We start from the raw sequence: 23,934 nt of genomic DNA on the forward strand, positions 1-23,934 counted from the left end.
CTGACCGAATATTTTTACCGAATTCCGAATTCCATTACCGAGAAACGCCATGACCACCCTCACTACAGTCAAGCAAGAAGATCTCATCGAGTCGGTAGCCGCTGCGCTCCAGTACATCAGCTATTACCATCCCGTCGACTATATCCAGCATCTGGCAAGCGCCTACGAACAGGAACAAAGTCCTGCCGCGAAAGACGCGATTGCGCAGATCCTGACCAATTCACGCATGTGCGCCGAAGGCAAGCGGCCGATCTGCCAGGACACCGGCATCGTCAACGTGTTCCTGAAAATCGGCATGGATGTGCGCTTCGAAGGCTTCAAGGGTTCGATCACCGATGCCGTCAACGAAGGCGTGCGCCGTGGTTACCTGAATCCGGACAACATGCTGCGCGCATCGATCGTGGCCGATCCGCAATTCGAACGCAAGAACACCAAAGACAACACGCCAGCCGTGGTGCACATGGAACTGGTGCCAGGCAATACGATTGACGTGCAGATCGCTGCTAAAGGCGGCGGTTCGGAAAACAAGACAAAGTTCGCCATGCTGAATCCTTCCGATTCGCTGGTCGACTGGGTCATGAAGACTGTGCCGACCATGGGCGCCGGCTGGTGCCCGCCGGGCATGCTGGGCATCGGTATCGGTGGTACTGCGGAACGGGCGATGCTGATGGCCAAGCAAGTGTTGATGGAAGATATCGACATGTACGACCTGCTCAAGCGCGGCCCGCAAAACAAGACTGAAGAATTGCGTATCGAACTGTTCCAGAAGGTCAATGCACTGGGCATCGGCGCACAAGGACTGGGCGGCCTGACCACCGTGCTCGACGTCAAGATCATGATGCATCCGACCCATGCGGCATCGAAGCCGGTGGCGATGATTCCAAACTGCGCGGCGACCCGTCACGGTCACTTCGTGCTCGACGGTTCCGGCCCGGCCTATATGGAGCCGCCATCGTTGTCGGAATGGCCGGAAGTACATTGGGTGCCGGATACCGAGAAATCGAAACGGGTTGACCTGAATACCCTGACCAAGGAAGAAGTCGCCTCCTGGAAGCCAGGCCAGACCTTGCTGTTGAACGGCAAGATGCTGACCGGCCGCGATGCTGCGCACAAGCGTATCCAGGACATGCTCGCCAAGGGTGAGAAGCTGCCGGTGGATTTCACTAACCGCGTGATCTATTACGTCGGACCGGTTGATCCGGTGCGCGATGAAGTGGTTGGCCCGGCTGGCCCGACTACTGCGACCCGCATGGATAAATTCACCGACATGATGCTGGAGCAAACCGGCTTGATTTCGATGATCGGCAAATCGGAGCGCGGCCCGGTCGCGATCGAATCGATCAAGAAGCACAAGTCGGCTTACCTGATGGCGGTTGGCGGCGCGGCTTACCTGGTTTCCAAGGCGATCAAGTCGGCGCAGGTGCTGGGCTTTGCCGACCTCGGCATGGAAGCGATCTACGAGTTCGACGTCAAGGACATGCCGGTAACGGTGGCGGTCGATTCCAACGGTATTTCGGTGCACAACACCGGGCCGAAGGAATGGCAGGAAAAGATCGCGCATGCAGCGCTGTCGAAGATCCCTGTGACCGCCATCTGATTCGACTTGATTGAAGAATCAATACGATGACCGGTAGCACTCAAGAAATGCCGATGGCGCAAGTTGCGCCCATCGGCATTTTTGATTCCGGCATCGGCGGTTTGTCGGTGCTGCAGCATATTCATCAGCATCTGCCGCACGAAGATCTTTTGTATTTTGCCGATTCGGCTTATGCCCCGTACGGCGACAAATCCGAAGCGGAAATTTCCGCACGCTCGCTGGCGGTGACGGAATTCCTTCTGCAAAGCGGCGTCAAGGCGCTGGTGGTTGCCTGCAATACCGCTACCACCGCCGCCATCAAGGCGATACGCAGTGCATATCCGGATTTGCCGGTGATCGGTATCGAACCCGGACTCAAACCGGCCGCCGCCCAAAGCCTGAGCAAGATCGTCGGCGTATTGGCCACCAAAGCGACGCTACTGAGCGCCCGGTTGCTGACATTGCAACAGCAAATCAGCGCGGCCAGCGGTGTGCATTTCGAACTGCAGGCCTGCGTCGGCCTGGTCGACCAGATTGAAAAAGGCGAATTGCGCTCTGCCCAAACCGCACTTTTGCTGCGACGTTATATCAGTCCGTTGATAAAACAAGGCGCCGATACGCTGGTGCTCGGCTGTACCCACTATCCGTTCGTCCGGCCGTTGATCGAGGAAATCGTTGGCGAGCTGACATCCCAGCCAGTCGCCGTTATCGATACCGGCGCTGCGGTCAGCCGGCAGCTGGTAAAGATATTGACTGAAAACAAACTGCTGCGCACTTCCCCGCGTGCGGGCCAGGTGAACGCCTTCACCAGCGGTAGCCAGTCGGCCCTGACGACCGCGTTTGTCAACTTGCTGCAGCTGCATCCGCCGGTGTCGATGGTGGGTACAATCGGTCAGCCCGCAGGAATTTCATAAAAACCGATAAATTAATTTGCCAAGCGGCGGGCAAGTTTGTATAATTGCCAGCTGCCTTAGTGCTGAATAAGCATGATGGTAATTGCAGTAGTACAGCAATGGTGGCTGTAGCTCAGTTGGTAGAGTCCAGGATTGTGATTCCTGTTGTCGTGGGTTCGAGCCCCATCAGCCACCCCAACTAATTCAATAAAATCAAATAGTTACACAATATTTGATTTTCATGTCGTAAAACAGCGACATACATGATTTACTAAAAAGCCCATCCATCCGATGGGCTTTTTTGCGTTTATGCGCGGCAATCCCGCAACCGTGATTTGTCGTGATCTTCAGGCACTGCGCTTAACAAAAAACAGCGCCGTCCCCACTCCCATCAGCAGTCCGCCAAAAAAACGGTTCTGTTTCTTTACTGCGCGCGCATCACGAAAATAACCTTGCATGGTCGATGCGGCAAAGGCGTAGCTGTGCATCACCACCAGATCGACTGTACACATGGTCGCGGCAAGCAGCAGCAACTGCGGCAGCAAAGGACTTTCGCCGCTGATGAACTGCGGCAGGACGGCCACCATGAAAATAATCCCCTTGGGATTGGTGGCATTGGTCATGAACCCCAACAGCATGCGCTTGCGCATGGTTGGCGGTGTCGCATGCATGGCCGGCTCAGGCTGCTGAAGCGCAGCGGCGTCCACCTTGGCCCGCCATTGGCTCAAGCCCAGGTAAATCAGATAGAGCGCGCCGACAGTCTTGACTACCGTGAACATGGTCTCGGAAGCCAGCAAGATCGAACCCACTCCGGCACCCGCAACAAAGAGAATCAACAACAGACCCAACTGTAAGCCGGCAATGGTGGCGGAAGTTCTCTTTACTCCATACGACAAGCCATGCGACATCGACAACACTGCGCCGGAGCCGGGAGAAATGGCAATCAGCCAGCAAGCGGCAAAGAAGGTAAACCAGGTATGAAAATTCATGATCGGGAAAAAACGATAAAAAAATAGCGGTAAAAATCGGCGGCAGAAGGTTAACTGCAATTCTTCGTTATCTGCTTCGAGTCGGACGCGACAGGATATCACTACCCGCCAATACTGGCTGCAGAGCCTATTCCGGCGCTCACCATCCCCTCATACGCGGCTACATATTCGACAAATTCCATCCAATTCCGTCAATCAATCTGATTTTTGTCAAAAAATTTCTACCCCGACAAGAAGCATCAAACAACGCTGGGAGCGCTGCGGCAAATTAGCCACAAGGCCTTTAATTGATTGCCCCCACGCCGTTCTTATTTTTCAGAAACTTGAGCTAAGTCAAGGCCGTACGCTGACCAATGGAAGCACTCTGAACCGTCGTACCTAAAATTATTCTATAACGATGGAGACCCTATGACTTTCAAATTAAAGCCGTCGCGAACGGCGCTGGCCGTCGCATTTTCGATTCCCTCACTGACGCTTTGCGGTACCGCCTTGGCCGATCCGGCAACCGACGCCCGCATCGAAGCTTTGGAACAACAGGTAAAGACGTTGATGACAAAGCTTGAGCAGGTGTCCGAGAAACAAGAAGCACCTGCCGATGCCGCACCAACCAAAGTGGCATCTGCCATGCCACAGGCGTTAACCGACCGCGCCAGGAAATTTTTCGAGGCGATTAAAGACGTTGAATTCTATGGCAACCTGGATGTATCGCTAGACGGCAGCACCAAGGGGTTGAAGAATTCCTATAACGATGTGGGCGGCGGCCGGGTTGTCTCTCCGGTTGGACAGAACGGCTGGCAAGGCGATCTGTCCACCAACCTTTCCTATGTCGGCATACGCGGCAAACATCCGATCAACGATACCTTGTCGCTGGTATATCAACTGGAAACGCAAATCGACGTCACCGCTACCGCCGGCTCGTCCAATTCCACCAGTGCGCAGGACACGACCGTCAAAGGCGCGCTGACCTCGCGCAACAGCTATCTCGGCCTGGCCGATGCCAGATGGGGCGCGGTTAAGCTAGGGAAGACCGACGCTCCCTACAAGACTTCCACCGCCCGCATGAACCCGTTCTCCGGCATGTGGGGCGACTACTCCGTCATCATGGGTAATACCGGCGGCGACAACCGCGTCGAATTCGGGACCCGTCTTGATCATGCGCTGTGGTACGAATCGCCTAAGTGGCGTGGATGGAGTTTTAATGCACTGATATCGCCGGGCCAGAACCGCGGTTACGAAAACTCAATCCAGGCCAGCGGCGAATCCAGCTGCACCGGCGGCAATATCCCAGGCAGCGGCGGCGGTGCGATCACTTGCAACGACGGCAGCTACGGTAGCGCCTACAGCGCCAGCGTTTCTTATGAAAACGGGCCGCTGTATGTGACTGGGGCTTATGAACTGCATTCCAGGGTCAACCGCACCGGCGATGTCGCCGGGACGCCGCAAGCACTGGCAGATCCGACCGGGCTGGATCAGAACGACGTCGGCAACGAGTACGCTTACAAGATCGGCGCCCAATATTCGTTCCCGACAAAGACTACTGTCAGCGCCATCTACGAGGTCATGCGCAGGAATATCCCGGCTTACCTGGCCGAGCAAAACGAGCGCTCACGCAACGGTTACTGGCTGGCGTTGACGCAAGACCTGACGCCGGACGACAGCTTATCCATTGGCTGGGCGCATGCCAACGCTAGTCCGGGAGATCCGGGGCAGCACAATACCAGCCCGGTTGACGGCATAGGTACGATCAATCCGGACAATGCCGCCAACATGTACACGGTGGCGTATAAACACAAGATCGACAAGCAAACCACCTGGTATGCGAACTATGCGGTGACTGCCAATCACGCGTTAGCCCACTACGACCTCGGTGCCGGCGGGCGCGGCGTGACTGCCGATTGCCACGATGGCCAGACGATCGCATCGGGTGCGCCGAACTGTTATGCAGGTGGCCGTTTGCAAGGCGTATCGGCCGGTGTGAACTATAAGTTCTGATTGCCGCTTAACGGTAAAAATAGGAAGGACGTAGGGTGGGCACGCTTTTGTGCCCACCCTACGCGGCTATCGCACCGAACGATAGGGCTGGCTGCGTCCGCGCTTGCTTAGCACCAGTTGCCAGAGTTGTCCCTGGCCTGAACGGAAAAACCCGGCCGAAGAAAGTATGAAATATTTCCACATGCGATAGAAACGTTCGTCGTATTTAGCTGACAGCTGCGGCCACGCCCGTTCGAAATTGTCCCACCAGGCCATCAGTGTAAGATCGTAGTCGCGGCCGAAATTGTGCCAGTCCTCAACCAAAAAGCGCCCTTCCAGAACCTCCGTGATTTCGCTGGCGGACGGCAAATGGCCGTTAGGAAAAATGTACTTGTCGAGCCAGACGTCCCGTTTCTTTTCGGTCACGTAATTGCCGATGGTATGCAACAGAAACAAGCCCTCTGGCGCCAGCAGTTTTCCCGTAACATCGAAGTAAGTGGCGTAATTTTTTGCACCAACGTGCTCGAACATGCCGACTGAAACAATCTTGTCGTATTGCCCGTCAAGCTGCCGATAATCTGTCAGCTCGATTTTTACGGGCAGTCCGGCACAACGTTCTTGCGCGAGTTTTTGCTGCTCTTTCGAAATCGTGATGCCAACCACTTCAACCTGATAATTTTCAGCGGCATAGCGCGCCAGGCCACCCCACCCGCAGCCGATATCCAGCAGGCGTTCGCCCGGTTTCAATTCCAGCTTCTGGCAAATCAATTCCAGCTTATGCTGCTGCGCTTCTTCAAGATTGCTAGCGCGCGCCCAATAGCCGCAGGAATACATCATGTTCGAATCAAGCATGCTTTCGAACAGATCGTTGCCGATGTCGTAGTGCTGCTCGCCGACCTGGAATGCGCGGCTTCTGGTTTGCAGGTTGAAGAAATTCTGTCGCAGGATTTCCAGGAAAAATTTGATCTTTGCGAGGCCGACAACCGTTTGCTCAAGATCGTGGCTGGTGACCCGGAAGAAGAACTCATCCAGGCTGGCGCAATCCCAGTCACCATCCATATACGACTCGCCGAGACCGAGCTCCCATGTCGAAAACATCTTTTGAAAGAAAATCGGATTGTGGATTTGCATATCCCATGGCCGCTCGCCATTCAACCGGATGTCCGCATGTTCAAACAGCTGACGGATGATCTTTGGCGCGTTTGCATCCATATCGAATGCTGCCGGGATGGTCTTGCCGACTTCCACTTTATCCATGTAATACTTCCTTCCAAGGTAGCGTTACGGAACAGCCTTTTTTATCGATGCAAACGGAGAGATGATCAGGTTGGTTATCGGCTACGAACGGTTTGACTTCAGCTAGCAGGACGCCGCAGGAACGCCAGCAGCAGACCAAATCCGATCATCAGCGAACCACTGGCGCGGTTGAACCAGCGGAACCGTCCGCCGGCATTGGTGAGTGTCCCTAGCCTGGTGCCGATAGCGGCGTAGATGGCGATCGCTATCAGTTCAAACAACAGGAAGGTTGCGCCCAACACGATGAAGCTGGTCGTATAGGCTGAACGATCGACGAATTGGGGAAAGAACGCTGTGAAGACCAGGATCGCCTTGGGGTTTCCGGCCGCTACCAGGAATTCCTGCTTGGCTAACCGGCGCAACTTGTCAGCCGGAAGTTCGAGGCGAGTTTTAGCATTATTGGCATTGCTGGTGGATCCCGACAGCTCGATCGGAGCAGAACGGAACAGTTTTATGCCCAGCCATACCAGGTAAGCGGCGCCGGCAAATTTCAATATCGTGAATAGCGTTTCCGACGCAATCAGCAGCGCCCCCAAGCCAAAGCCTGAGATGGCGATCATGACCGCAAAGGCCAGCAATCGCCCGAACGCAGCAAGAATGGAGTAACGCATGCCATCGCTCGCGCCGTTGGATAAGGACAGCACGTTATTCGGACCGAACGCCATATTTATGGCGAAGCAGGCCGGGACGAAAAGCCAGTAATTTTGAAATGACATGGCAAATATCTCTGTTTAGAATTTCAACCAACACGCTCTAATAATTCAAGCCGGTTTTAGAACCGGTCTGCGGTAAATATACGCGTTAATCCGGCGATTGGCACATCGTTCTTTACAACGAAACCGGCAAAGTATTCAATATTAGCAGCCTCCTCCGCTGTAACTGGCCGCGCGTGTCAGCCCCGCCTATGGGCCACACTTATCTCATATCTAGCGGAGTGCTCCGAAGCGGCGGTGAAAATGCCTGGTCAAGCTCCACCAGATCCTGCGCCGTGAGCACGATATCCAGCGACGCGTGATTCTCGCGGACGTGCGCCGGATCGACGGCCTTTGGAATCGCAATGACATGTTCCTGCCGCAGCAGCCATGCCAAAGCTATCTGGGCCGGGCTGGCGTCATGGCGCCGGGCGATCTCTTTCAGGTGCGGATTGTTCAGCAGTCGCCGCTGCTCGGTCGCCGCAGACTCAAGTGGCGAGTACGCCATCACGGGTATAGCGTGTTTGCGGCACCAGGGCAGCAAGTCCCATTCAGGGCCGCGCCGCATCAGGTTGTAAAGCACCTGGTTGGCCGCGATCTGGTCGCCGCCGGGCAATGCGCTCGCTTCTTGCATATCGTTTCTGTCGAAATTACTGACACCGAAATCGCGTATTTTTCCTGCATTCTTGAGTAACTCGAACGCTTCAAGCGTTTCCGCCAGCGGAACCGAACCGCGCCAATGCAGCAGGTAGAGATCGAGATAATCCGTGCCGAGCCGCCGCAAGCTGCGCTCGCAAGCGGCCTGCACTCCACGTCGATCAGCGTTGTGCGGATATACCTTGCTGACCAGGAACACATCGGCACGCCGTCCGTGGATTGCCTTGCCCACAATTTCTTCGGCGCCGCCATCGGCATACATCTCTGCCGTGTCGATCAGGTTCATACCGAGATCCATGCCTAATCGCAGCGCATCAATCTCTCGCTTTTTCTGAACCGGATCCTCACCCATGTACCAGGTCCCCTGTCCCAATACCGGAATTGCGCCACCGGATGGTAAAAGCAACGTTTTCATTGTCGATTCAATTTGAAAGAGAAAAAAGAAATCTTAAACCCGCTTTGCATGCACATGGTACGGTGAAACGCGCGATCTTGGCGCGGGCGCATTATTTTTGCCGACTACGCAAGCCAAGGCCCGGCTGGTGATGGCTTTGCCGGAGCGGCAGGTGCCAGACCCGCTAGTGGCGTGGGAGGGGGATAACGATACCTTCAAGAAGAAGGCATATATGGAGGCGTACGGGCGGAGGATGTGGCGCGAACGGCTGGCAGTGGATCCGGCATTCGCAGCCGGGTTCAGGCAGAAACTGGCTGACGATCCGGCATTTGCTAAAGATCCGGCGCTAAGGCATCGGTATGCCGGATATAACTTCTTTCTGAATTTACTTCTGTACGTTGCCGATTTTTTTCGACAAATAAAAGCGTAAAGCAAAAGCAGCGACAACGGCGAGTAATGGCAGGGCTTGAATGATGTTCATGGGCAGGGCTCCGAATTAATAAACTGTGTTGATGCGTTGCAGCATATAAAAACGGGGGACTTATTGCCAATTGTTATTTCTGATTCCTTATATAAGCTTCATGAATATCACTGCAACTATCGAATCAGTCGCGCAATATAAAAAGCCCGCTATCTTTAACGATGCGGGCTTTCCCTGTCTCCTCACCTCTAGAGAGATGGACTCTTTTTTGCGTGAAGCGATACTGAGCCAAAAAACTTTAACCGTCATCATGCACCGCAACATAGCGTTGTTTTGCACCCACAGACAAAGATACCGCTTGTAAGCTTATGTGTTTTTCGCGTAACGATAGCGATATTCGTCGCTGTTGGCATTTTTGAAATAATCCGCATTGGGTAACAGTGCCTCACGCTTGAATCCCAACCGCTCCACCAAGGCAATCGATGCCTGATTACGCGTATCGATGAGCGCATATACCGAGTCGGCGGCAAAAGCGGTCATCAAATGATCCCTGATTTGCATGCACATTTCCGTTGCATAACCGCGGCGCTGGTATGGCTTGAAGACGAAATAAGCCAGCATCGCCTGCCCATCCGCATCGACGCCTGCCTGGGCGTAGCCAACATATTCATCGTCGCCAGCAAGTTTTACTGCCCAATTCAGCCAGATTTCAGATCCGTCCGGAGAGGAGCGGCTTTCGAGGCGGCTATAGCGTTCCGTCAGAGACGCCAATGACGCCGGCGCGTCCTGAGGGATAAACGGATACAAGGCCGGATCGCAAAAATGGGGAAACAGCGCCGCAGCATGTGCAGCCAGCAGCGGCTCCAGGATCAGGCGCTGAGTAATTAATGTTGTTTCTGCGGGTTTCAAATCGACGTCCATTCCTGCTGTCCCATTACGCATTTCGCATCACCGTCCCTGCCGGATGAAATCTACCGCCTTCTCGGCAATCATGATGGCTGGTGCATTGGTGTTGCCACCGATTAGCGTCGGCATGATCGATGCATCCACCACCCGCAAACCCTGGATGCCATGGACTTTCAACGTCGGATCGACAACAGCGGCCGGGTCGACGCCCATCTTGCAGGTGCCGACAGGATGGTAAACCGTATCGACATACTTCCTTAATGCGTCGCGTATCTGTTCATCGGATTCCACACCTGCAGTACGCATGTCACGCGTGCTGTAGCTGGCCAGCGCCGGCGCGTCCAGCAATTTGCGCGTCATCTTGAACGCATCCACCATGTCTTCCAGATCTTGCGGATGATCCAGGAACCTGGGATCGATCAGCGGCGCATCCTGCGGATTGGTATTACGTAAGCGGACATCGCCTTTGCTCTGCGGCCGCAACAAACAAACGTGGCACGAAAAGCCGTGGCCGAGGCGTAGCGTTCGCGCATGATTTTCAACGCCGGCCATGACAAAATGCAATTGCAGGTTTGGCGCAGGCAAATCGGGCCGGGTCTTCAAAAAACCGCCGCACTCGGCAAAATTACTGGTCAGCATGCCGCGCCGCTCATGGCGGAAACGCTGTAGCTCCTTGAGCATGCGGACCGATCCGCTGGCTGAAATACCGAAGGTATCCAGGCTGTCGGATTTATGGCAAAACACGAAATCGGGATGGTCTTGCAGATTCTTGCCGACGCCTGGCAAATGATGTTGCACCTGGATGCCCAGCTGGCGCAACTCGGTGCCGTCGCCAATGCCCGACAACATCAGCAGCTGCGGCGACTGGAATGCGCCCGCGGAGAGGATCACCTCACGCCTGGCGCGCAGCACACGCAACTTGCCGCCCTGCCGGACTTCCACGCCGGTTACGCGTCCCTGTTCGATGATAAGGCGTTCCGTATAAGCGCCGGTTTCCACGCATAGATTGCTGCGTTGGCCCATATGCGGCATCAGGTAAGCACGCGCGGCACTCCAGCGCTCGCCGTTTTTCTGGGTAACCTGGTAAACACCCAATCCTTCCTGATGCTCGGCGTTGAAATCCTCGCTGAGCGGATAGCCGGCCTGGCGTGCAGCTTCCAGATAGTGCAGATGGAGTGGATTGTCGGTGCGCAGATCGCTGACCCATAGGGGGCCGTCTTGACCGTGCCAGGCATTGCAAATCCGTTCGTTATGCTCCGACTTCTTGAAGTAAGGCAGCACATCGTCAAAAGACCAGCCATTGTTACCGAGTTCGGCCCAATGATCATAATCGGAGCGATGGCCGCGAATATAGACCATGGCATTGATCGCCGACGATCCGCCCAGTGTCTTGCCGCGCGGTTGATAACCGCGGCGGCCGTCGAGTCCGGCCTGAGGCACGGTTTCGAAAGCCCAGTTGTTGAGCCTGGTCGGCACCATGGCAAGCGCCCCAACCGGCATCTTTACAGCCCAACTATCGCCGCTGCCACCCGCCTCCAGCAAACAGACCGACAGCTCCGGGTCTTCTGTCAGGCGGCCCGCCATCACACACCCGGCCGAACCGCCTCCTACCACCACAAAGTCAAACTCATCGTTCACTATGCGTCTCCCGTTCCGGATATCGCTCTTGGTTATATTTATGCGTTGCAGATCGACAAGCCTGCCAGGCGACAAATTTAACAGTTACGGGATGATCACGCCATGCGGTGTATTAGAGCATTTGTTTCAATTACGCAAAATATTCAGTCGCTTGCACAAACAATGCACAAAAAGGATGCGACCAATGCGGTAGATTCAATGTGCTTTCGACATGACTACCAGCCATTTGCGAAATAACAATATTTCCAAATGTCCGGCCTGGATGCCGGCATTGCATTCGACCACGGGATTGCTTCTGTAAAGGCGCTTGTAGAAATCGCGGCAGATGAACAACTCACGCTTGCCGAAGCGCATCAGGATTGAGGAAGGGGTAGACTCCATACCAAAGCGGGAGCCGGAGGTAATATCCAAGTTCGTCATGGCAGCAATTCCAATCTCGTTGAAGGGAAGTCCACTGTACCATAACTACTGTATGTGCATACAGTAAAATGCGATGTGTCTGTTTTTAGTCACGCCGCAAGCCGGCCATCGGCACAACTTGCGGCTGCATGAAACACCGGCTCAGCGCCGGTTCAACGCATCGGCCAAATCAACGACGCCAGCCGCGGTCATGGTCATGGTAGCGATCATGCCAGCCGCGTCCGCCGCGCCAGTAGCCCGGGCGACCGTAATAAGCCGGCGGGTAATAGCCTGGGGCGCCATACACTACGACCGGAGGCGGCGCCACATACACCGGCGCCGGCGCGTAATAGACAGGCGGCGGGTTGTAATAGACCGGTGGCGGCGGGTAATACGCAGGCACACCGATATTCACCGACCAGTGTGCTCCAGCGAACGCCGGGGTTGCCGAAAACACGCCGACGGCAAGCAATCCCAGCAGGGCAACGCGCATGGTTTTTTTCATGGCAGTTCTCGATGGCTTTAAGTTAAACATAGCTATATTTAACCTAATTTCGAAACACAACGCCATGCACAAGTCGTAAGGCCTGTAACAACATGTATCACAATGATTAAAATGTCGTTTTTTTCGTACATGTGAACGCGAAATTATTCGATGACCAGGCCCTGGCGTTTGTATCTTGCGATTTTTATCAGCCCCTGCGCGATCAGGAAAAGTCCCACCAATAGCATGACTGCATTAGCCATTACCCGTGGGTAACCCAGCACCGTGACATTCAGGAACGGATAGGGATAAAACCCCGAAAGGCTCCCACGAATCATCGCCATCACGAAATAGGCCAGCGGGTAGATCAGCCACAAAAGACTGTCTTTTGCCTGCAAGCCGTTCTTCACTGCAAACAACAGCCAGTACAAGGTAAACAGCAACGGAACGACGGTATGCAAGCCTTCGTCCGCGAGCCGATGCAAGCCAGTGAACGGGGCATGGTTACGCAGCAAGAGGTTGTAGCCCAGGCCGACAAAGATGATATACAGGGCCAGCGCGGCCAATACCCCGGGCCGCGAGAAATAGCGGCCAGGCGCGGAATCCGGCATGAGTAACAGCGATGTGCAGCAAACCGCCAACAGGACATTGGTCAGGATCGTCAAAAAACCAAACATGCGCCAGACGGCCTCGCCGTAAGTCATGCCCTTGTCTACCAAAGCAGGAATTGAAATGGAAAATTGCGCGGCAATGGCGAACCAGGCAACCAGCGCAATCAGCAACAGCAACAATTGCGGTGCGACAGCTTTTTTCATAGACGATTTCCGAGGTATTGAGGCACTACGCTAGCGCCATGTTTCAGGAAACAATGCCTTGATCGACACTCAACATGCGTTCCACATAGCGTGCAATCAGATCGACCTCCAGATTGACTTGCTTGCCAACCTGCAGATGTTTTAAGGCAGTCACTTCGATCGTGTGGGGAATCAGGTTGATCGAAAACAGGCAGCCGTCGGCTACATCGTCGACCCGGTTCACCGTCAGCGAAACGCCGTTGACCACCACCGAACCTTTATAGGCAAAGTATTTGGCAAGATCGCGCGCGGCCTTGATGACCAGTTCCCAGGACTCGCCCACCGGCTCGAATTTCTGCACCAGGCCGAGACCGTCGACATGGCCGGATACCAGATGGCCGCCCAGCCGATCAGCCAGGGTCAGCGCCTTTTCCAGATTCACTTCGCCGCTGGCGTCGAGGCCAACTGTGCGGTTCAGGCTTTCGCGCGAAACGTCGACTTCAAAGCTGTTGGCGGTCTTTTCGACCACCGTCATGCAGGCGCCATTCAAGGCAATCGAATCACCAAGCGCGACGTCAGCCAGCGGCAAGGCGCCGGCGTGGATGTTCAGCCTGACGCCATCCTCGGCGCTGGAACCGAGCGGTTTAACGGAAGTAATTTTGCCGACTGCGGCGACGATACCTGTGAACATGATAGTGATATAGAAATTAATGGAATCGTGCAAGGATACGCAAATCCTCGCCAATCTGCTTGATTTGATGAAATTTCAGGGTCACCTTATCCTGCAGATTCTCCAGTGCGGGCAGGCTGAACATGCCGCGGCCGTCGCCCAGGATAGCCGGCGCCAGATAGACCAGCAATTCGTCGACGCAATGTTCCCTGATCAATGAAGCGTTCAGCTTGGAACCGGCTTCGACATGCAACTCATTGATCTGGCGCTTGCCTAGTTCGAGTATGACTTGCGGCAAATCAACCTTGCCACCGGCGTTTGGCAGCACCACTACCTCCGCTCCCCGTTGTTCCAGCAGCGCCTGCTTTCCAGCATCGACAGTGGCGCAGAAAATCAGGTTGCCGCCGCCGACCAGGATTTTTGCATCCGGGCTGATGCTCAATTTACTGTCGACAATGACGCGCAACGGTTGCCGAGCTAGCTGCACGGTACGCACCGTCAGCTGCGGATTGTCTTCCTTCACCGTGCCGATCCCGGTCAGGATGGCGCCGGCGCGGGCGCGCCACATATGGCCGTCGTCGCGCGCTGCCTGTGAAGTGATCCATTGGCTTTGGCCATTCCGCAGCGCGGTCATGCCATCCAGGCTGGCGGCTACTTTCAGCCTTACCCAGGGCTTGCCAGATTGCATTCGCGTAAAAAATCCGATATTCAACTCGCGCGCCTGCGCCGCCAGAACACCCGATTCGACCGCTATCCCTGCCGCTTGCAGGCGCGCCCTGCCCTGTCCTGCCACCAGCGGATTGGGATCGTCCATGGCCGCCACCACCTTGGCCACTCCGGCCCGTGCCAAGGCATCGGCGCAGGGCGGCGTGCGGCCGAAATGGCTGCATGGCTCCAGCGTGACGTAGACGGTGGCGCCGCGCACGTCGTGCCCTTTGGCGGCGGCGTCTTGCAGCGCCTGGATCTCGGCATGGTTGCCGCCCGGCGGCTGGGTAAAGCCGCTGCCGATAATCTGGCCGTCCTTGACGATCACGCAGCCGACGGCGGGATTAGGCGCACTCGACAGCTGGCCGTTTTCCGCCAGCTGCAAGGCTTGCGACATCAGTAATTCAGCTTGGGTCATGGGTTAAGCCCGGAAGTAAGCCTGGAGATCATGTAGAAGCCATAAGTAAAAGATATGCGGTGATTGTACAAAATATGCCGGAACCACCGTTAATTAAAATGCGATGCGGGGTATTAACCTGATTTCAACCGGATTTCAAGACGGCGGGACCAGGCTGGCAGCCGCGCTATTGCGCACAGTGACGACCCGCTTGAATACAGCGCGCAACTTGCGGTCGCTCGCCAACCTGGCGCTGCCGCTGCAATCGATATAGCGCTGCTGCTCGATGGAGAGATCGCGTTCGCCGGACAGCAACAAACACAGCCGGACGCTGACCACTCTGCCCCAGTTCTGGTGCTGGTCGCCGGATAAGCTTGCGACCTGCGCCGCGCTCAAGAACTGACTGACGCTCACATCGTTGAGAGCCGCTACGCCATACATCAGTTGCATGTCTTCGACATTATTGAGGATCGGTTGCGCACTATTGTTGCCATTGCCTTGGCAATATAAAGAATTAACGCTAGCGCCTGCACGTGTGGCAACAAAAAAGAGGTTGCGCGCAATGCGGACATATGGCGCCAGCAGATAGGCAGGATGACCGGGCGGCACTACGCTCGGGCTAACTCCCACACCATTGCAGTCAACGCCGGCGCCGCTGGCCGGATCGACATGGTCGTCCAGCCGGTAACTGACTTCAAAACCAGCCATCCCCGGATTTACGCTACACGAGAAATCTTTCCCCGGAGCCAGCGGCTTGACGAAACCATGTTCACAGCCGCGCAAACCTTGCGCGGGCGTGCCGTCGGCAAGGATAAAATCGGTGATCGCCATGGCACTGGCTGTGACCAGATTGCCAAACCCCGCTTGCCGCAAATCCCGTTCCATCAACCTCATGGCGTAGTTGCCATCCTGATACAGGCGTCTCTTATCCTCGCTCAATCGAAAACTGGCGCTACTGCCAAGATAAAGCGTTGTGCTCACCAACAGCACGCCGGAAGCAATCGCCATTGCCACCAGCATCTCCACCATCGAAAAACCACTCCGAAATGGCGCTTGCAGCACACGCTTTTGGCAGATGGCGGCAGCAATCAGCATTCGCCGCCATCCATCTTGATGCTGATGCGTCCGGAACTGGCGATGCACACCGTGCGCGCAAACTCGTCGTTGTGGCTAAACACCACGTTGGTGAAACTGCTGCTGGCGTTGCCGGTGCCGTTATAGGTAATCGACCTCCTGCCGGCGTTGGCCTGGGTATTGTCATCCAGCGCACCTTGCCGCAGCAATATTTTACGGCTATCGCTGACCATCACCAGCCAACCGGCGCCCCAGTCGCCGGCGGCATGTTTGGCGGTGGCTGCCGCACTGCATATGGCGTCGGCAGAGTCGGCATCGATCTACGGCAGATCAACACTGCGCGACCCCGCTGGATCGCCTCGCTGCGCACCAAGGCAAGTGCGGCGATGAATCGGCTGGTTTCCGCAGATAGCCGGTTCTGAATCACAAACGACCGCATGGATGGCAAAGCCAGGCTTAGCAGGATGCACATGATCGCCAGCGTTATCATGGCCTCGATCAGCGTCATGCCTGAAGCCATGCTTGAATCTGGCGCATACGCGCGCCTGGTCGAGCGCAGCATACGCATAGGCGGCCCTGGTTATTGTCTTTGTGATGTTTTCAACAACCATTCTCGCAAAAAAATAGCGCCGATCAGAGCGGCGCTAGTTTTTTTAAGAATTTACTTTCTACTTTCTACGAGTTGGCGGCCCGGAGAACTCTTCAATCATGTTCTGGAACTCGGCGACGTCTTCAAAACTCTTGTAGACCGAAGCGAAACGGATATACGCAATCTTATCCAGACGCTTCAATTCGCGCATGACCAGTTCGCCGACATGGCCTGAGAGAACCTCCCGCTCGCCGCTGGAAAGCAGCTTTTCCTTAATGCGCTGCAATGCCTCGTCCAGCGCCTCGACCGATACCGGGCGCTTGCGCAAGGCCAGCATCAGGCTGGCGCGCAATTTGAGCGGATCGAAATCGGTGCGGCTGCCGTTCTTCTTGACGATCACCGGCATCGCCAGTTCTATCCGCTCAAAGGTAGTGAAACGTTTGTCGCATTGCATGCAACGGCGCCGACGACGAATCGAATCGCCCTCTTCCGACACGCGCGTGTCGAGCACCTGGGTTTCTTCATGCTGGCAGAACGGACATTTCATGATGGCAGTAATCCGAAAGTTATTGCGGCGGGCAGTGTCGGCAGTTCCATCTCTACATTATTCCTTTTTGGAGCCTCGCGTCGTTTATGCGTCGATCTTATGCGAACACACCACCACCGATGGACCATGGGCCCGTGCAGAATTCAAGCTGCGCCGGGCCCATGGTTTTATTCAATCACCGACAAGCTCTGCAGCGCATCGGCAATCAGTGTATCAAGCTGCATACTTAAGCTGCATACACGGGGAAAGCGTCAGTCAGTTTCTTGACTTCAGCCTTGACCCGTTCGATGGTCGCTGCGTCATGCGGGTTGTCGAGCACGTCTGCGATCAGGTTGCCGACCTTGGTTGCTTCCGCTTCCTTGAAGCCACGGGTAGTGAACGCCGGGCTGCCGAGACGGATGCCGGAAGTGACGAATGGCTTTTCCGGATCGTTAGGAATGGCGTTCTTGTTACAGGTCATGTGAGCTGCGCCGAGAATCGCTTCGGCTTCCTTGCCGGTGATTTTCTTGGCGCGCAAATCAACCAGCATCACGTGCGATTCGGTACGGCCGGAAACGATACGCAAGCCACGTGCGATCAGTGCTTTCGCCAGGGCGTCGGCATTCTTTACCACTTGCTGCTGATAAGCCTTGAATTCAGGCGTCAGCGCTTCCTTGAACGCTACCGCTTTACCAGCGATGACGTGCATCAGGGGGCCGCCCTGGATGCCTGGGAAAATCGCCGAATTGATGGCTTTTTCGAACTCGGCCTTCATCAGGATGATGCCGCCGCGCGGGCCGCGCAGGGATTTATGGGTAGTCGAAGTGACGAAATCGGCGTGCGGCACCGGGTTCGGATATTCACCAGCGGCGATCAGGCCGGCGTAGTGCGCCATGTCGACCATGAAGTAAGCGCCGACGGCCTTGGCCACTTTAGACATCCGCTCGAAGTCGATGCGCAATGCGTAAGCAGAAGCACCGGCGATGATCAGCTTTGGTTTCTTTTCGTGCGCCAGGCGTTCAAACGCGTCGTAGTCGATTTCTTCTTTTTCGTTCAGGCCGTAGGAAACCACGTTGAACCACTTGCCGGACATGTTCAATGCCATGCCGTGCGTCAGGTGGCCGCCTTCAGCCAGCGACATGCCCATGATGGTGTCACCTGGCTTAAGCATCGCGAAGAACACGCCCTGGTTGGCTTGCGAACCGGAATTCGGCTGCACGTTGGCGGCTTCGGCGCCGAACAATTCTTTCACGCGGTCGATCGCCAGTTGCTCGGCGATGTCGACGAATTCGCAACCGCCGTAGTAACGCTTGCCTGGATAGCCTTCAGCGTACTTGTTGGTCAGCTGCGTGCCTTGCGCTTCCATCACGGCAGGCGAAGTGTAGTTTTCCGAGGCGATCAGCTCGATATGCTCTTGCTGACGATGGTTTTCTTTCTGGATGGCGCTCCACAATTCTGGATCGACATTGGCGAGGGTGTGGTTTTTTTCGAACATGTGATACTCCAATCGATAAGGGTGTGCCTAAATCGAATGAGGGCCAGAATAGGGGGAATGCGGCAGCCTCAGTCGTACTTTCCATTCGGGCTGCCCAGGCGCACGGCGTATGAAATCTCACGCTTCCCGGTGGATGCCCACCTTTTGCCGAACGCAGCTGCGATCTTTTGAATCCGCATCGGTCCGGTTTTTTCGCCAGTCACGTGAGACGAAATGGAGCCGCTATTGTAAGTCATGCCCCAAATTTGAGCAAGATTGGTACGCAAACACCGGTCCCGTTCCGATCAAGCGGCCACGCTTAAGATATTCGGCAAGATTCAATGCGTCGCGGCGGATTAGGGCCAAGATTGGGCTACAATTTCCAACTTGGCAAATCGCAACAATAGGAGCAATGACCATGATTGTCTTGATTACCGGCGCAACATCTGGCTTCGGTGCCGAAATGGCACATAAATTCACCAAAAATGGCCATCAGGTCATCGCTACCGGCCGCCGCAAGGATCGCCTGGATCAGTTGGCAGCCGAATTGGGCGCCGCGGTGCTGCCGATCGTCATGGACGTCACCGACAAGGTTTCAATTAGCGCCGCGCTGGCTGCGCTGCCGCCGGAGTGGCAAGAGATCGACGTTCTGGTCAACAATGCCGGCTTGGCGCTGGGCGTGGAATCGGCGCAACAAGCCTCGCTGGAAGAATGGGAAACCATGATTGAAACCAATTGCAAGGGACTGGTGACCATGACTCGCCTGGTGTTGCCCGGCATGGTGGCGCGCGGACGTGGCACCGTGATCAACCTCGGCTCGATCGCCGGCGAATACCCTTATCCCGGTGGCAATGTGTATGGCGCCACCAAAGCGTTCGTCAAACAATTCACCTTGAACCTGCGGGCCGATCTGGTCGGCACCGGCGTACGCGCAACCGATATTGCGCCTGGCCTGTGCGGCGGCACCGAATTCTCCAATGTACGCTACCGCGGCAACGACGAGGCTGCCGCCAAAGTGTATGAAGGCACCCAGCCACTGACGCCTGGCGATATCGCCGACACCGCTTACTGGGTCGCGACCTTGCCTGCCCACATTAATATCAACCGCATCGAAATGATGCCAACCTGCCAAGGTTTTGCTGGCATGAGCATTAAACGCAGTTAAATAAGCAACATTAGTCGTAGGGTGGGCGCAAATACCCAAGCGGATGTACCGCAGCAATGCGTGGGCACTTGTGCCCACCCTACAATGTGCCGATAGATTGCAACTGCTGTCCCGCACACAACCGAAGCAACCCAAACAATGAGCAAGATAACAACCGCCCCGCATCCCGACTTCAGCTGGCGCATCCGGGTGTATTACGAAGACACCGATACCGGCGGTGTAGTGTTTTATGCCAACTATTTGAAATTTTTCGAACGCGCCCGTACCGAATGGTTACGCGCAGCCGGCGTCGGCCAGCGCACGCTGGAGCAGACCGATGGCGTCATGTTTGTCGTAAAAAGCACCAGCGTCGACTATCATGCGCCTGCCAAGCTGGATGACGAGCTGGAACTGACCGTGGTGGTCGAGCGCATGGGGCGTGCCAGCGTTGATTTCATTCAACAAGCCTGGCGCCTGGGTGAAAATGAACCGACGTTGCTGGCGACCGGCCGCATTAGCGTGGCCTGCGTCAATGCCGCCACTTTCCGGCCGCAGGCAATCCCGAAACAGGTATTGCACAATATTAAACCCGGCGCCGCCCATTCCGTGCCGGCAGCTGCATAAATTACGCCTTAATGTGTTTGCCAGAATAGTTCATGACAGCAACTCTGACGGCACAATGAACCTTCGCACACTGAACACGGTCTCATGCAGCAATGCAAAGAAACCGGGAAATGCGATAGCGCCCGGCAACATTACCGTCTTCAATTGTTAATTTGGCGGGAAGCACTTTACGATTACAATTCACTGTTTGAGTATTTTACTTAAACCTAAGTCTTTACTTAAACCTAAGACCATTCCTCAAGACCGCTATCCATGACTGTCACCCAAGATCTTTCGTTTATTACCCTCATTACCAATGCCTCCGTATTAGTACAGCTGGTCATGGCGCTGCTGCTGGCAGTTTCCGTGATGAGCTGGACCTACATTTTCCGCAAGATGTTCGCTATCCGCAGCGCTCGCTCGCAAACGGAAGACTTCGAGCGCGCATTCTGGTCCGGCGGCAACCTGAGCACGCTGTACCAGGACGCCACCTCGAATCGCCGCAAAGGCGCAGGCAAAACCGGCGCGCTGGAGCGTATTTTCGAAGCCGGCATGGATGAGTTCAACAAGGTCAAGGCTTCCATCGGCCACAAGGGCGGCAGCGACAATGCACCCTTGCTGGAAGGTGCACGACGCGCCATGCGCGCGGCTTACCAGCGTGAGATGGATGCACTGGAATCGCATCTGGCCTTCCTCGCCTCGGTCGGTTCGGTATCGCCGTATGTCGGTTTGTTCGGTACCGTGTGGGGCATCATGAATGCTTTCCGCGGCCTGGCAAACGTACAGCAAGCAACGCTGGCTGCAGTTGCGCCCGGTATCGCCGAAGCCTTGATCGCCACGGCGATCGGCTTGTTTGCAGCGATTCCGGCGGTGGTTGCCTATAACCGTTTTTCCCATGACGTCGATCGCCTGGCCATCCGCTTCGAGAGCTTTATCGAAGAATTCTCCAACATCTTGCAACGTCAGGCGCGCTAATGTCGGGGCAATCATCCATGCGCGGCGGCCGCACCCGCAAATTCAAGGCAGAAATCAACGTCGTCCCGTACATCGACGTGATGATGGTATTGCTGGTGATTTTCATGGTCTCGGCGCCGCTGACCAACCCTAGCGTCATCAATTTGCCGAATGCGGCGAAATCGGCGACGCCGCCGACCGAATATATCGAAATCACCTTGAAACCCGACGAACTGGCCAGTATCCGCATCAACGGCCAGAAAAGCGGCATGACCAAGGCGGAAAGCGTTCCCCGCAACGGTTTGAAACAGAAACTGCAAACCCTGCACGCTGACAAACCCGACATGCCGGTGATGATTTCTGCCGACAAGGACATCAAATACGACGATGTGATCAAGGTCATTTCGGAAGCCAAGATGCTTGGCATTAACCGCGTCGGACTGGCGACAAAGTGACGATCTGGTTATGACAGGCAACTCCCCGTATTCCGTACCAAAAGAACCCGGCAGCATCCGCGCCATCTTGCTCGCAGCGGCAGTGCATGCCGCCCTGTTTGCATTCCTGTGGTTTGGCATTCACTGGCAAAGCCAGCAGCCGATAGCAGTCGAGGCAGAAATCTGGAGCCCGGAGATCAAGGACGCAGCGCCAACGCCGCCGGAACCCGTTCCACAGCCGACGCCAGTACCTAAACCGGAGCCGGTAATTCAGGAAACCGCGCCGCCACCGCCAGTGGTAGCGCCGCCGCCCGTGCCGGATCCGGAAATTGCCTTGGAAAAAGAAAAGAAGCGCAAAGAACAGGAACGCAAGGACTTGCAACGCCAGGAAGAGCTGGAAAAGCAAAAACAATTGCAAAAACAACAAGCGGAGGAAGACCGCAAGGACAAGTTGAAGGCCGAGGCTGAACAAAAAGCCGCCAAGGACAAAGCAGCAGCCCAGGAAAAGCAAAAACAAGATGCCGCCAAGAAGGCGGAAGCCGACGCCAAGAAGAAGCAGGCAGCAGCCGATGCCGCAGCCGACAACAAGCGCCACGCCGACGAACTGAAACGCATGTTGGGCCAGGCGGTTGGCAATGGCCCGGCTAACAGCACCGGCACCGCAGCCCAGTCACAAGGGCCGCGTGGCGATCCTGGCTATGCGCAAAAGGTCGGCGCCAAGATCAAGTCGAACATTAACTTTAATGTGCCCGAAGGCCTGGCAGGAAACCCGGCCGTGGAATTTGATGTCCAACTGCTTCCGGACGGTTCGGTCGCAAGTATACGCCTCAGGAAATCCTCTGGAGTTTCTGGCTTTGACGAGGCGGTAAAACGAGCGATTGAAAGATCGGCGCCTTATCCGAAAGACAGTAAAACGGGTTCTGTACCTTCCAGTTTTACCGGAATCCACAAACCGAAAGATCAGTAAGCCATGAAAAACAAACTGCACCAACTATTCGCAATCATAGGATTGGCGGTTACCGCTCTAGTATTCAGCGCTCCGGCAAATGCACAACTGCGTATCGAAACCTCCGGCGTCGGCGCCACCCAGATTCCGATCGCGATTGCCGGTTTCAGCGACGAAAACCTGGCGCCGCAGCAGGTTACCGCCATCATCAAAGCTGATCTGGCGCGCAGCGGATTTTTCAAGATTATTGATACCGGTGATGTCATCTCGGAATCGGCTCAGGTCAACATGGGCGATTGGAAGGCACGCGGCGCCGACGCTTTGGTGATCGGCAGCGTGCAGCGCCTGGCCGATGGCCGTTTCGATGTGCGTTATCGTCTACTGGACACTGTCAAATCAGCCCAGTTGTCAGCCTTGGCGATGGCCGCTGCGCCACAGTACACGCGAGTTACCGCGCACAAGATCGCCGACGATATTTATGAAAAGCTGATCGGTGGACGCGGTGCGTTCGCTACCCGCATCGCCTACATCATCAAGGCTGGCAAGGAATACCGCCTGGAAGTCGCCGATTCCGACGGTGAAGGCACCCAGGTCGCCCTGCGTTCCAACGAGCCGATCATTTCGCCGGCCTGGTCGCCAGACGGCACCAAGGTTGCCTACGTCTCGTTTGAAGCCAAAAAACCGGTGGTCTACGTGCAAAACCTGGTCACCAAGCAGCGCATCGTGGTGGCCAACTACAAGGGTAGTAATTCGGCGCCATCATGGTCGCCCGACGGCACCAAACTGGCGATTGCGCTGGCCCGCGACGGCCTGACCCAGGTGTATGTGGTGAATTCCGACGGCGGCGGCTTGCGCCGTTTGACCAATACCAATGGTATCGACACCGAACCGCAATTTTCGGCTGACGGCCAAAACATCTACTTCACCAGCGACCGCAGCGGCGGCCCGCAAATCTATAAAATGAGCGCCAACGGCGGCGACGCGCAACGCGTGACATTCGGCGGCAGCTACAACATCAGCCCGCGGATTTCCCCCGACGGCAAGGCATTGGCCTATATTTCGCAGCGCGGCGGCCGCTTCCAGCTGTATGTACTGGACCTGACCAACGGCCAGGAACAGCGTTTGTCGGATACCGTCAAGGATGAATCCCCAAGTTTTTCGCCGAACGGTAAATACATCATGTACGCCACTGAATCAGGCCGCCGCGGCTCGCTGGCAGTTGTCTCGGTTGACGGTCGCGTGAAACAGCGCTTAACTATGCAGGCAGGCGATATACGGGAGCCTACTTGGGGTCCTTTCATGAAATAA

Annotated in this window: 26 protein-coding genes, 1 tRNA gene and 1 riboswitch; of the genes, 11 read left to right on the plus strand and 16 right to left on the minus strand. The window is 55.7% G+C overall.

Annotated elements, in window-relative coordinates:
• Positions 1-49 precede the first annotated feature (49 nt).
• The 3 genes from BM029_RS11625 to BM029_RS11635 all read left to right on the plus strand — a co-directional run bounded on the left by BM029_RS11625 (position 50) and on the right by BM029_RS11635 (position 2,667).
• A complete protein-coding gene (locus BM029_RS11625) occupies positions 50-1,597 on the plus strand; it encodes a fumarate hydratase (RefSeq protein WP_092436160.1) in 1,548 nt (515 codons plus the stop codon).
• 26 nt (positions 1,598-1,623) lie between these two features.
• Positions 1,624-2,490: a glutamate racemase gene (gene murI / locus BM029_RS11630; protein ID WP_244545010.1), complete on the plus strand. Its 867-nt coding sequence runs from the start codon at positions 1,624-1,626 to the stop codon at positions 2,488-2,490.
• A gap of 101 nt (positions 2,491-2,591) precedes the next feature.
• Positions 2,592-2,667, plus strand: a tRNA-His gene (locus BM029_RS11635).
• A 149-nt stretch (positions 2,668-2,816) separates the two neighbouring features.
• On the opposite strand, the gene BM029_RS11640 is transcribed toward BM029_RS11635, so the two are convergent.
• On the minus strand, positions 2,817-3,458 hold the full coding sequence (locus BM029_RS11640; RefSeq protein WP_092436283.1) for a LysE family translocator: 642 nt from the start codon (positions 3,456-3,458) through the stop codon (positions 2,817-2,819).
• 408 nt (positions 3,459-3,866) lie between these two features.
• Here BM029_RS11640 and BM029_RS11645 point away from each other — a divergent pair, with 408 nt between their 5' ends.
• The gene (locus tag BM029_RS11645) at positions 3,867-5,450 is read left to right on the plus strand and encodes a porin (protein WP_092436162.1); all 1,584 of its coding nucleotides are present in this window, start codon (positions 3,867-3,869) and stop codon (positions 5,448-5,450) included.
• A 66-nt stretch (positions 5,451-5,516) separates the two neighbouring features.
• Here BM029_RS11645 and cfa read toward each other — a convergent pair whose 3' ends face one another.
• The 3 genes from cfa to BM029_RS11660 all read right to left on the minus strand — a co-directional run bounded on the left by cfa (position 5,517) and on the right by BM029_RS11660 (position 8,489).
• A complete protein-coding gene (gene cfa, locus BM029_RS11650; RefSeq protein ID WP_092436164.1) occupies positions 5,517-6,686 on the minus strand; it encodes a cyclopropane fatty acyl phospholipid synthase in 1,170 nt (389 codons plus the stop codon).
• A 98-nt stretch (positions 6,687-6,784) separates the two neighbouring features.
• Positions 6,785-7,441, minus strand: a complete 657-nt coding sequence (locus tag BM029_RS11655) for a LysE family translocator (RefSeq protein ID WP_092436166.1) — start codon at positions 7,439-7,441, stop codon at positions 6,785-6,787.
• 199 nt (positions 7,442-7,640) lie between these two features.
• Positions 7,641-8,489, minus strand: coding sequence for an aldo/keto reductase (locus BM029_RS11660; RefSeq protein ID WP_139217235.1), 849 nt, complete (start codon positions 8,487-8,489; stop codon positions 7,641-7,643).
• A 97-nt stretch (positions 8,490-8,586) separates the two neighbouring features.
• Between BM029_RS11660 and BM029_RS11665 the strand changes: the two genes are divergently transcribed.
• On the plus strand, positions 8,587-8,898 hold the full coding sequence (locus tag BM029_RS11665) for a hypothetical protein (RefSeq protein WP_139217236.1): 312 nt from the start codon (positions 8,587-8,589) through the stop codon (positions 8,896-8,898).
• Positions 8,899-9,255: 357 nt separating this feature from the next.
• Here BM029_RS11665 and BM029_RS11670 read toward each other — a convergent pair whose 3' ends face one another.
• The 12 genes from BM029_RS11670 to glyA form a co-directional block, all read right to left on the minus strand.
• Positions 9,256-9,831 carry a GNAT family N-acetyltransferase gene (locus BM029_RS11670; RefSeq protein WP_092436172.1) on the minus strand — a complete coding sequence of 192 codons (576 nt, stop codon included), beginning with the start codon at positions 9,829-9,831 and terminating at the stop codon, positions 9,256-9,258.
• A gap of 6 nt (positions 9,832-9,837) precedes the next feature.
• On the minus strand, positions 9,838-11,433 hold the full coding sequence (locus BM029_RS11675) for a GMC family oxidoreductase (protein ID WP_092436174.1): 1,596 nt from the start codon (positions 11,431-11,433) through the stop codon (positions 9,838-9,840).
• A 195-nt stretch (positions 11,434-11,628) separates the two neighbouring features.
• A complete protein-coding gene (locus BM029_RS11680) occupies positions 11,629-11,853 on the minus strand; it encodes a hypothetical protein (RefSeq protein WP_038492120.1) in 225 nt (74 codons plus the stop codon).
• Positions 11,854-12,022: 169 nt separating this feature from the next.
• Complete coding sequence (locus tag BM029_RS11685) at positions 12,023-12,337, minus strand: hypothetical protein (RefSeq protein ID WP_211482470.1); 315 nt, start codon at positions 12,335-12,337, stop codon at positions 12,023-12,025.
• Positions 12,338-12,480: 143 nt separating this feature from the next.
• Positions 12,481-13,131 carry a Pr6Pr family membrane protein gene (locus BM029_RS11690; RefSeq protein WP_092436178.1) on the minus strand — a complete coding sequence of 217 codons (651 nt, stop codon included), beginning with the start codon at positions 13,129-13,131 and terminating at the stop codon, positions 12,481-12,483.
• A gap of 43 nt (positions 13,132-13,174) precedes the next feature.
• A complete protein-coding gene (locus BM029_RS11695; protein WP_092436285.1) occupies positions 13,175-13,801 on the minus strand; it encodes a riboflavin synthase in 627 nt (208 codons plus the stop codon).
• 16 nt (positions 13,802-13,817) lie between these two features.
• The gene (ribD, locus tag BM029_RS11700) at positions 13,818-14,903 is read right to left on the minus strand and encodes a bifunctional diaminohydroxyphosphoribosylaminopyrimidine deaminase/5-amino-6-(5-phosphoribosylamino)uracil reductase RibD (protein ID WP_092436180.1); all 1,086 of its coding nucleotides are present in this window, start codon (positions 14,901-14,903) and stop codon (positions 13,818-13,820) included.
• 135 nt (positions 14,904-15,038) lie between these two features.
• A complete protein-coding gene (locus tag BM029_RS11705; RefSeq protein ID WP_092436182.1) occupies positions 15,039-15,977 on the minus strand; it encodes a PilW family protein in 939 nt (312 codons plus the stop codon).
• The gene (locus tag BM029_RS11710) at positions 15,971-16,189 is read right to left on the minus strand and encodes a GspH/FimT family pseudopilin (RefSeq protein ID WP_371329112.1); all 219 of its coding nucleotides are present in this window, start codon (positions 16,187-16,189) and stop codon (positions 15,971-15,973) included. Before BM029_RS11710 ends, BM029_RS11705 begins: the two co-directional genes overlap by 7 nt.
• The gene (locus BM029_RS11715) at positions 16,189-16,524 is read right to left on the minus strand and encodes a pilus assembly FimT family protein (protein WP_092436186.1); all 336 of its coding nucleotides are present in this window, start codon (positions 16,522-16,524) and stop codon (positions 16,189-16,191) included. Before BM029_RS11715 ends, BM029_RS11710 begins: the two co-directional genes overlap by 1 nt.
• A 100-nt stretch (positions 16,525-16,624) precedes the next feature.
• Positions 16,625-17,092, minus strand: coding sequence for a transcriptional regulator NrdR (gene nrdR, locus BM029_RS11720; protein WP_092436188.1), 468 nt, complete (start codon positions 17,090-17,092; stop codon positions 16,625-16,627).
• A gap of 226 nt (positions 17,093-17,318) precedes the next feature.
• Positions 17,319-18,566: a serine hydroxymethyltransferase gene (gene glyA, locus BM029_RS11725; protein WP_092436190.1), complete on the minus strand. Its 1,248-nt coding sequence runs from the start codon at positions 18,564-18,566 to the stop codon at positions 17,319-17,321.
• Between the two features lie 85 nt (positions 18,567-18,651).
• Positions 18,652-18,779, minus strand: a riboswitch (ZMP/ZTP riboswitch).
• Positions 18,780-18,963: 184 nt separating this feature from the next.
• Here glyA and BM029_RS11730 point away from each other — a divergent pair.
• The 6 genes from BM029_RS11730 to tolB all read left to right on the plus strand — a co-directional run bounded on the left by BM029_RS11730 (position 18,964) and on the right by tolB (position 23,934).
• Positions 18,964-19,710 (plus strand): SDR family oxidoreductase, encoded by a 747-nt coding sequence (locus tag BM029_RS11730; protein WP_092436286.1) that lies wholly within the window; start codon positions 18,964-18,966, stop codon positions 19,708-19,710.
• A 138-nt stretch (positions 19,711-19,848) separates the two neighbouring features.
• Positions 19,849-20,313 carry a tol-pal system-associated acyl-CoA thioesterase gene (ybgC, locus tag BM029_RS11735; protein WP_092436192.1) on the plus strand — a complete coding sequence of 155 codons (465 nt, stop codon included), beginning with the start codon at positions 19,849-19,851 and terminating at the stop codon, positions 20,311-20,313.
• Between the two features lie 252 nt (positions 20,314-20,565).
• On the plus strand, positions 20,566-21,267 hold the full coding sequence (gene tolQ, locus BM029_RS11740) for a protein TolQ (protein ID WP_092436194.1): 702 nt from the start codon (positions 20,566-20,568) through the stop codon (positions 21,265-21,267).
• The gene (locus BM029_RS11745) at positions 21,267-21,701 is read left to right on the plus strand and encodes an ExbD/TolR family protein (RefSeq protein ID WP_092436196.1); all 435 of its coding nucleotides are present in this window, start codon (positions 21,267-21,269) and stop codon (positions 21,699-21,701) included. Before tolQ ends, BM029_RS11745 begins: the two co-directional genes overlap by 1 nt.
• 10 nt (positions 21,702-21,711) lie before the next feature.
• On the plus strand, positions 21,712-22,647 hold the full coding sequence (gene tolA, locus BM029_RS11750) for a cell envelope integrity protein TolA (protein ID WP_092436198.1): 936 nt from the start codon (positions 21,712-21,714) through the stop codon (positions 22,645-22,647).
• A 3-nt stretch (positions 22,648-22,650) separates the two neighbouring features.
• Positions 22,651-23,934 (plus strand): Tol-Pal system beta propeller repeat protein TolB, encoded by a 1,284-nt coding sequence (tolB, locus tag BM029_RS11755; RefSeq protein WP_092436199.1) that lies wholly within the window; start codon positions 22,651-22,653, stop codon positions 23,932-23,934.

This window comes from Collimonas sp. OK607, from assembly GCF_900111995.1.
Taxonomy (GTDB): domain Bacteria; phylum Pseudomonadota; class Gammaproteobacteria; order Burkholderiales; family Burkholderiaceae_D; genus Collimonas.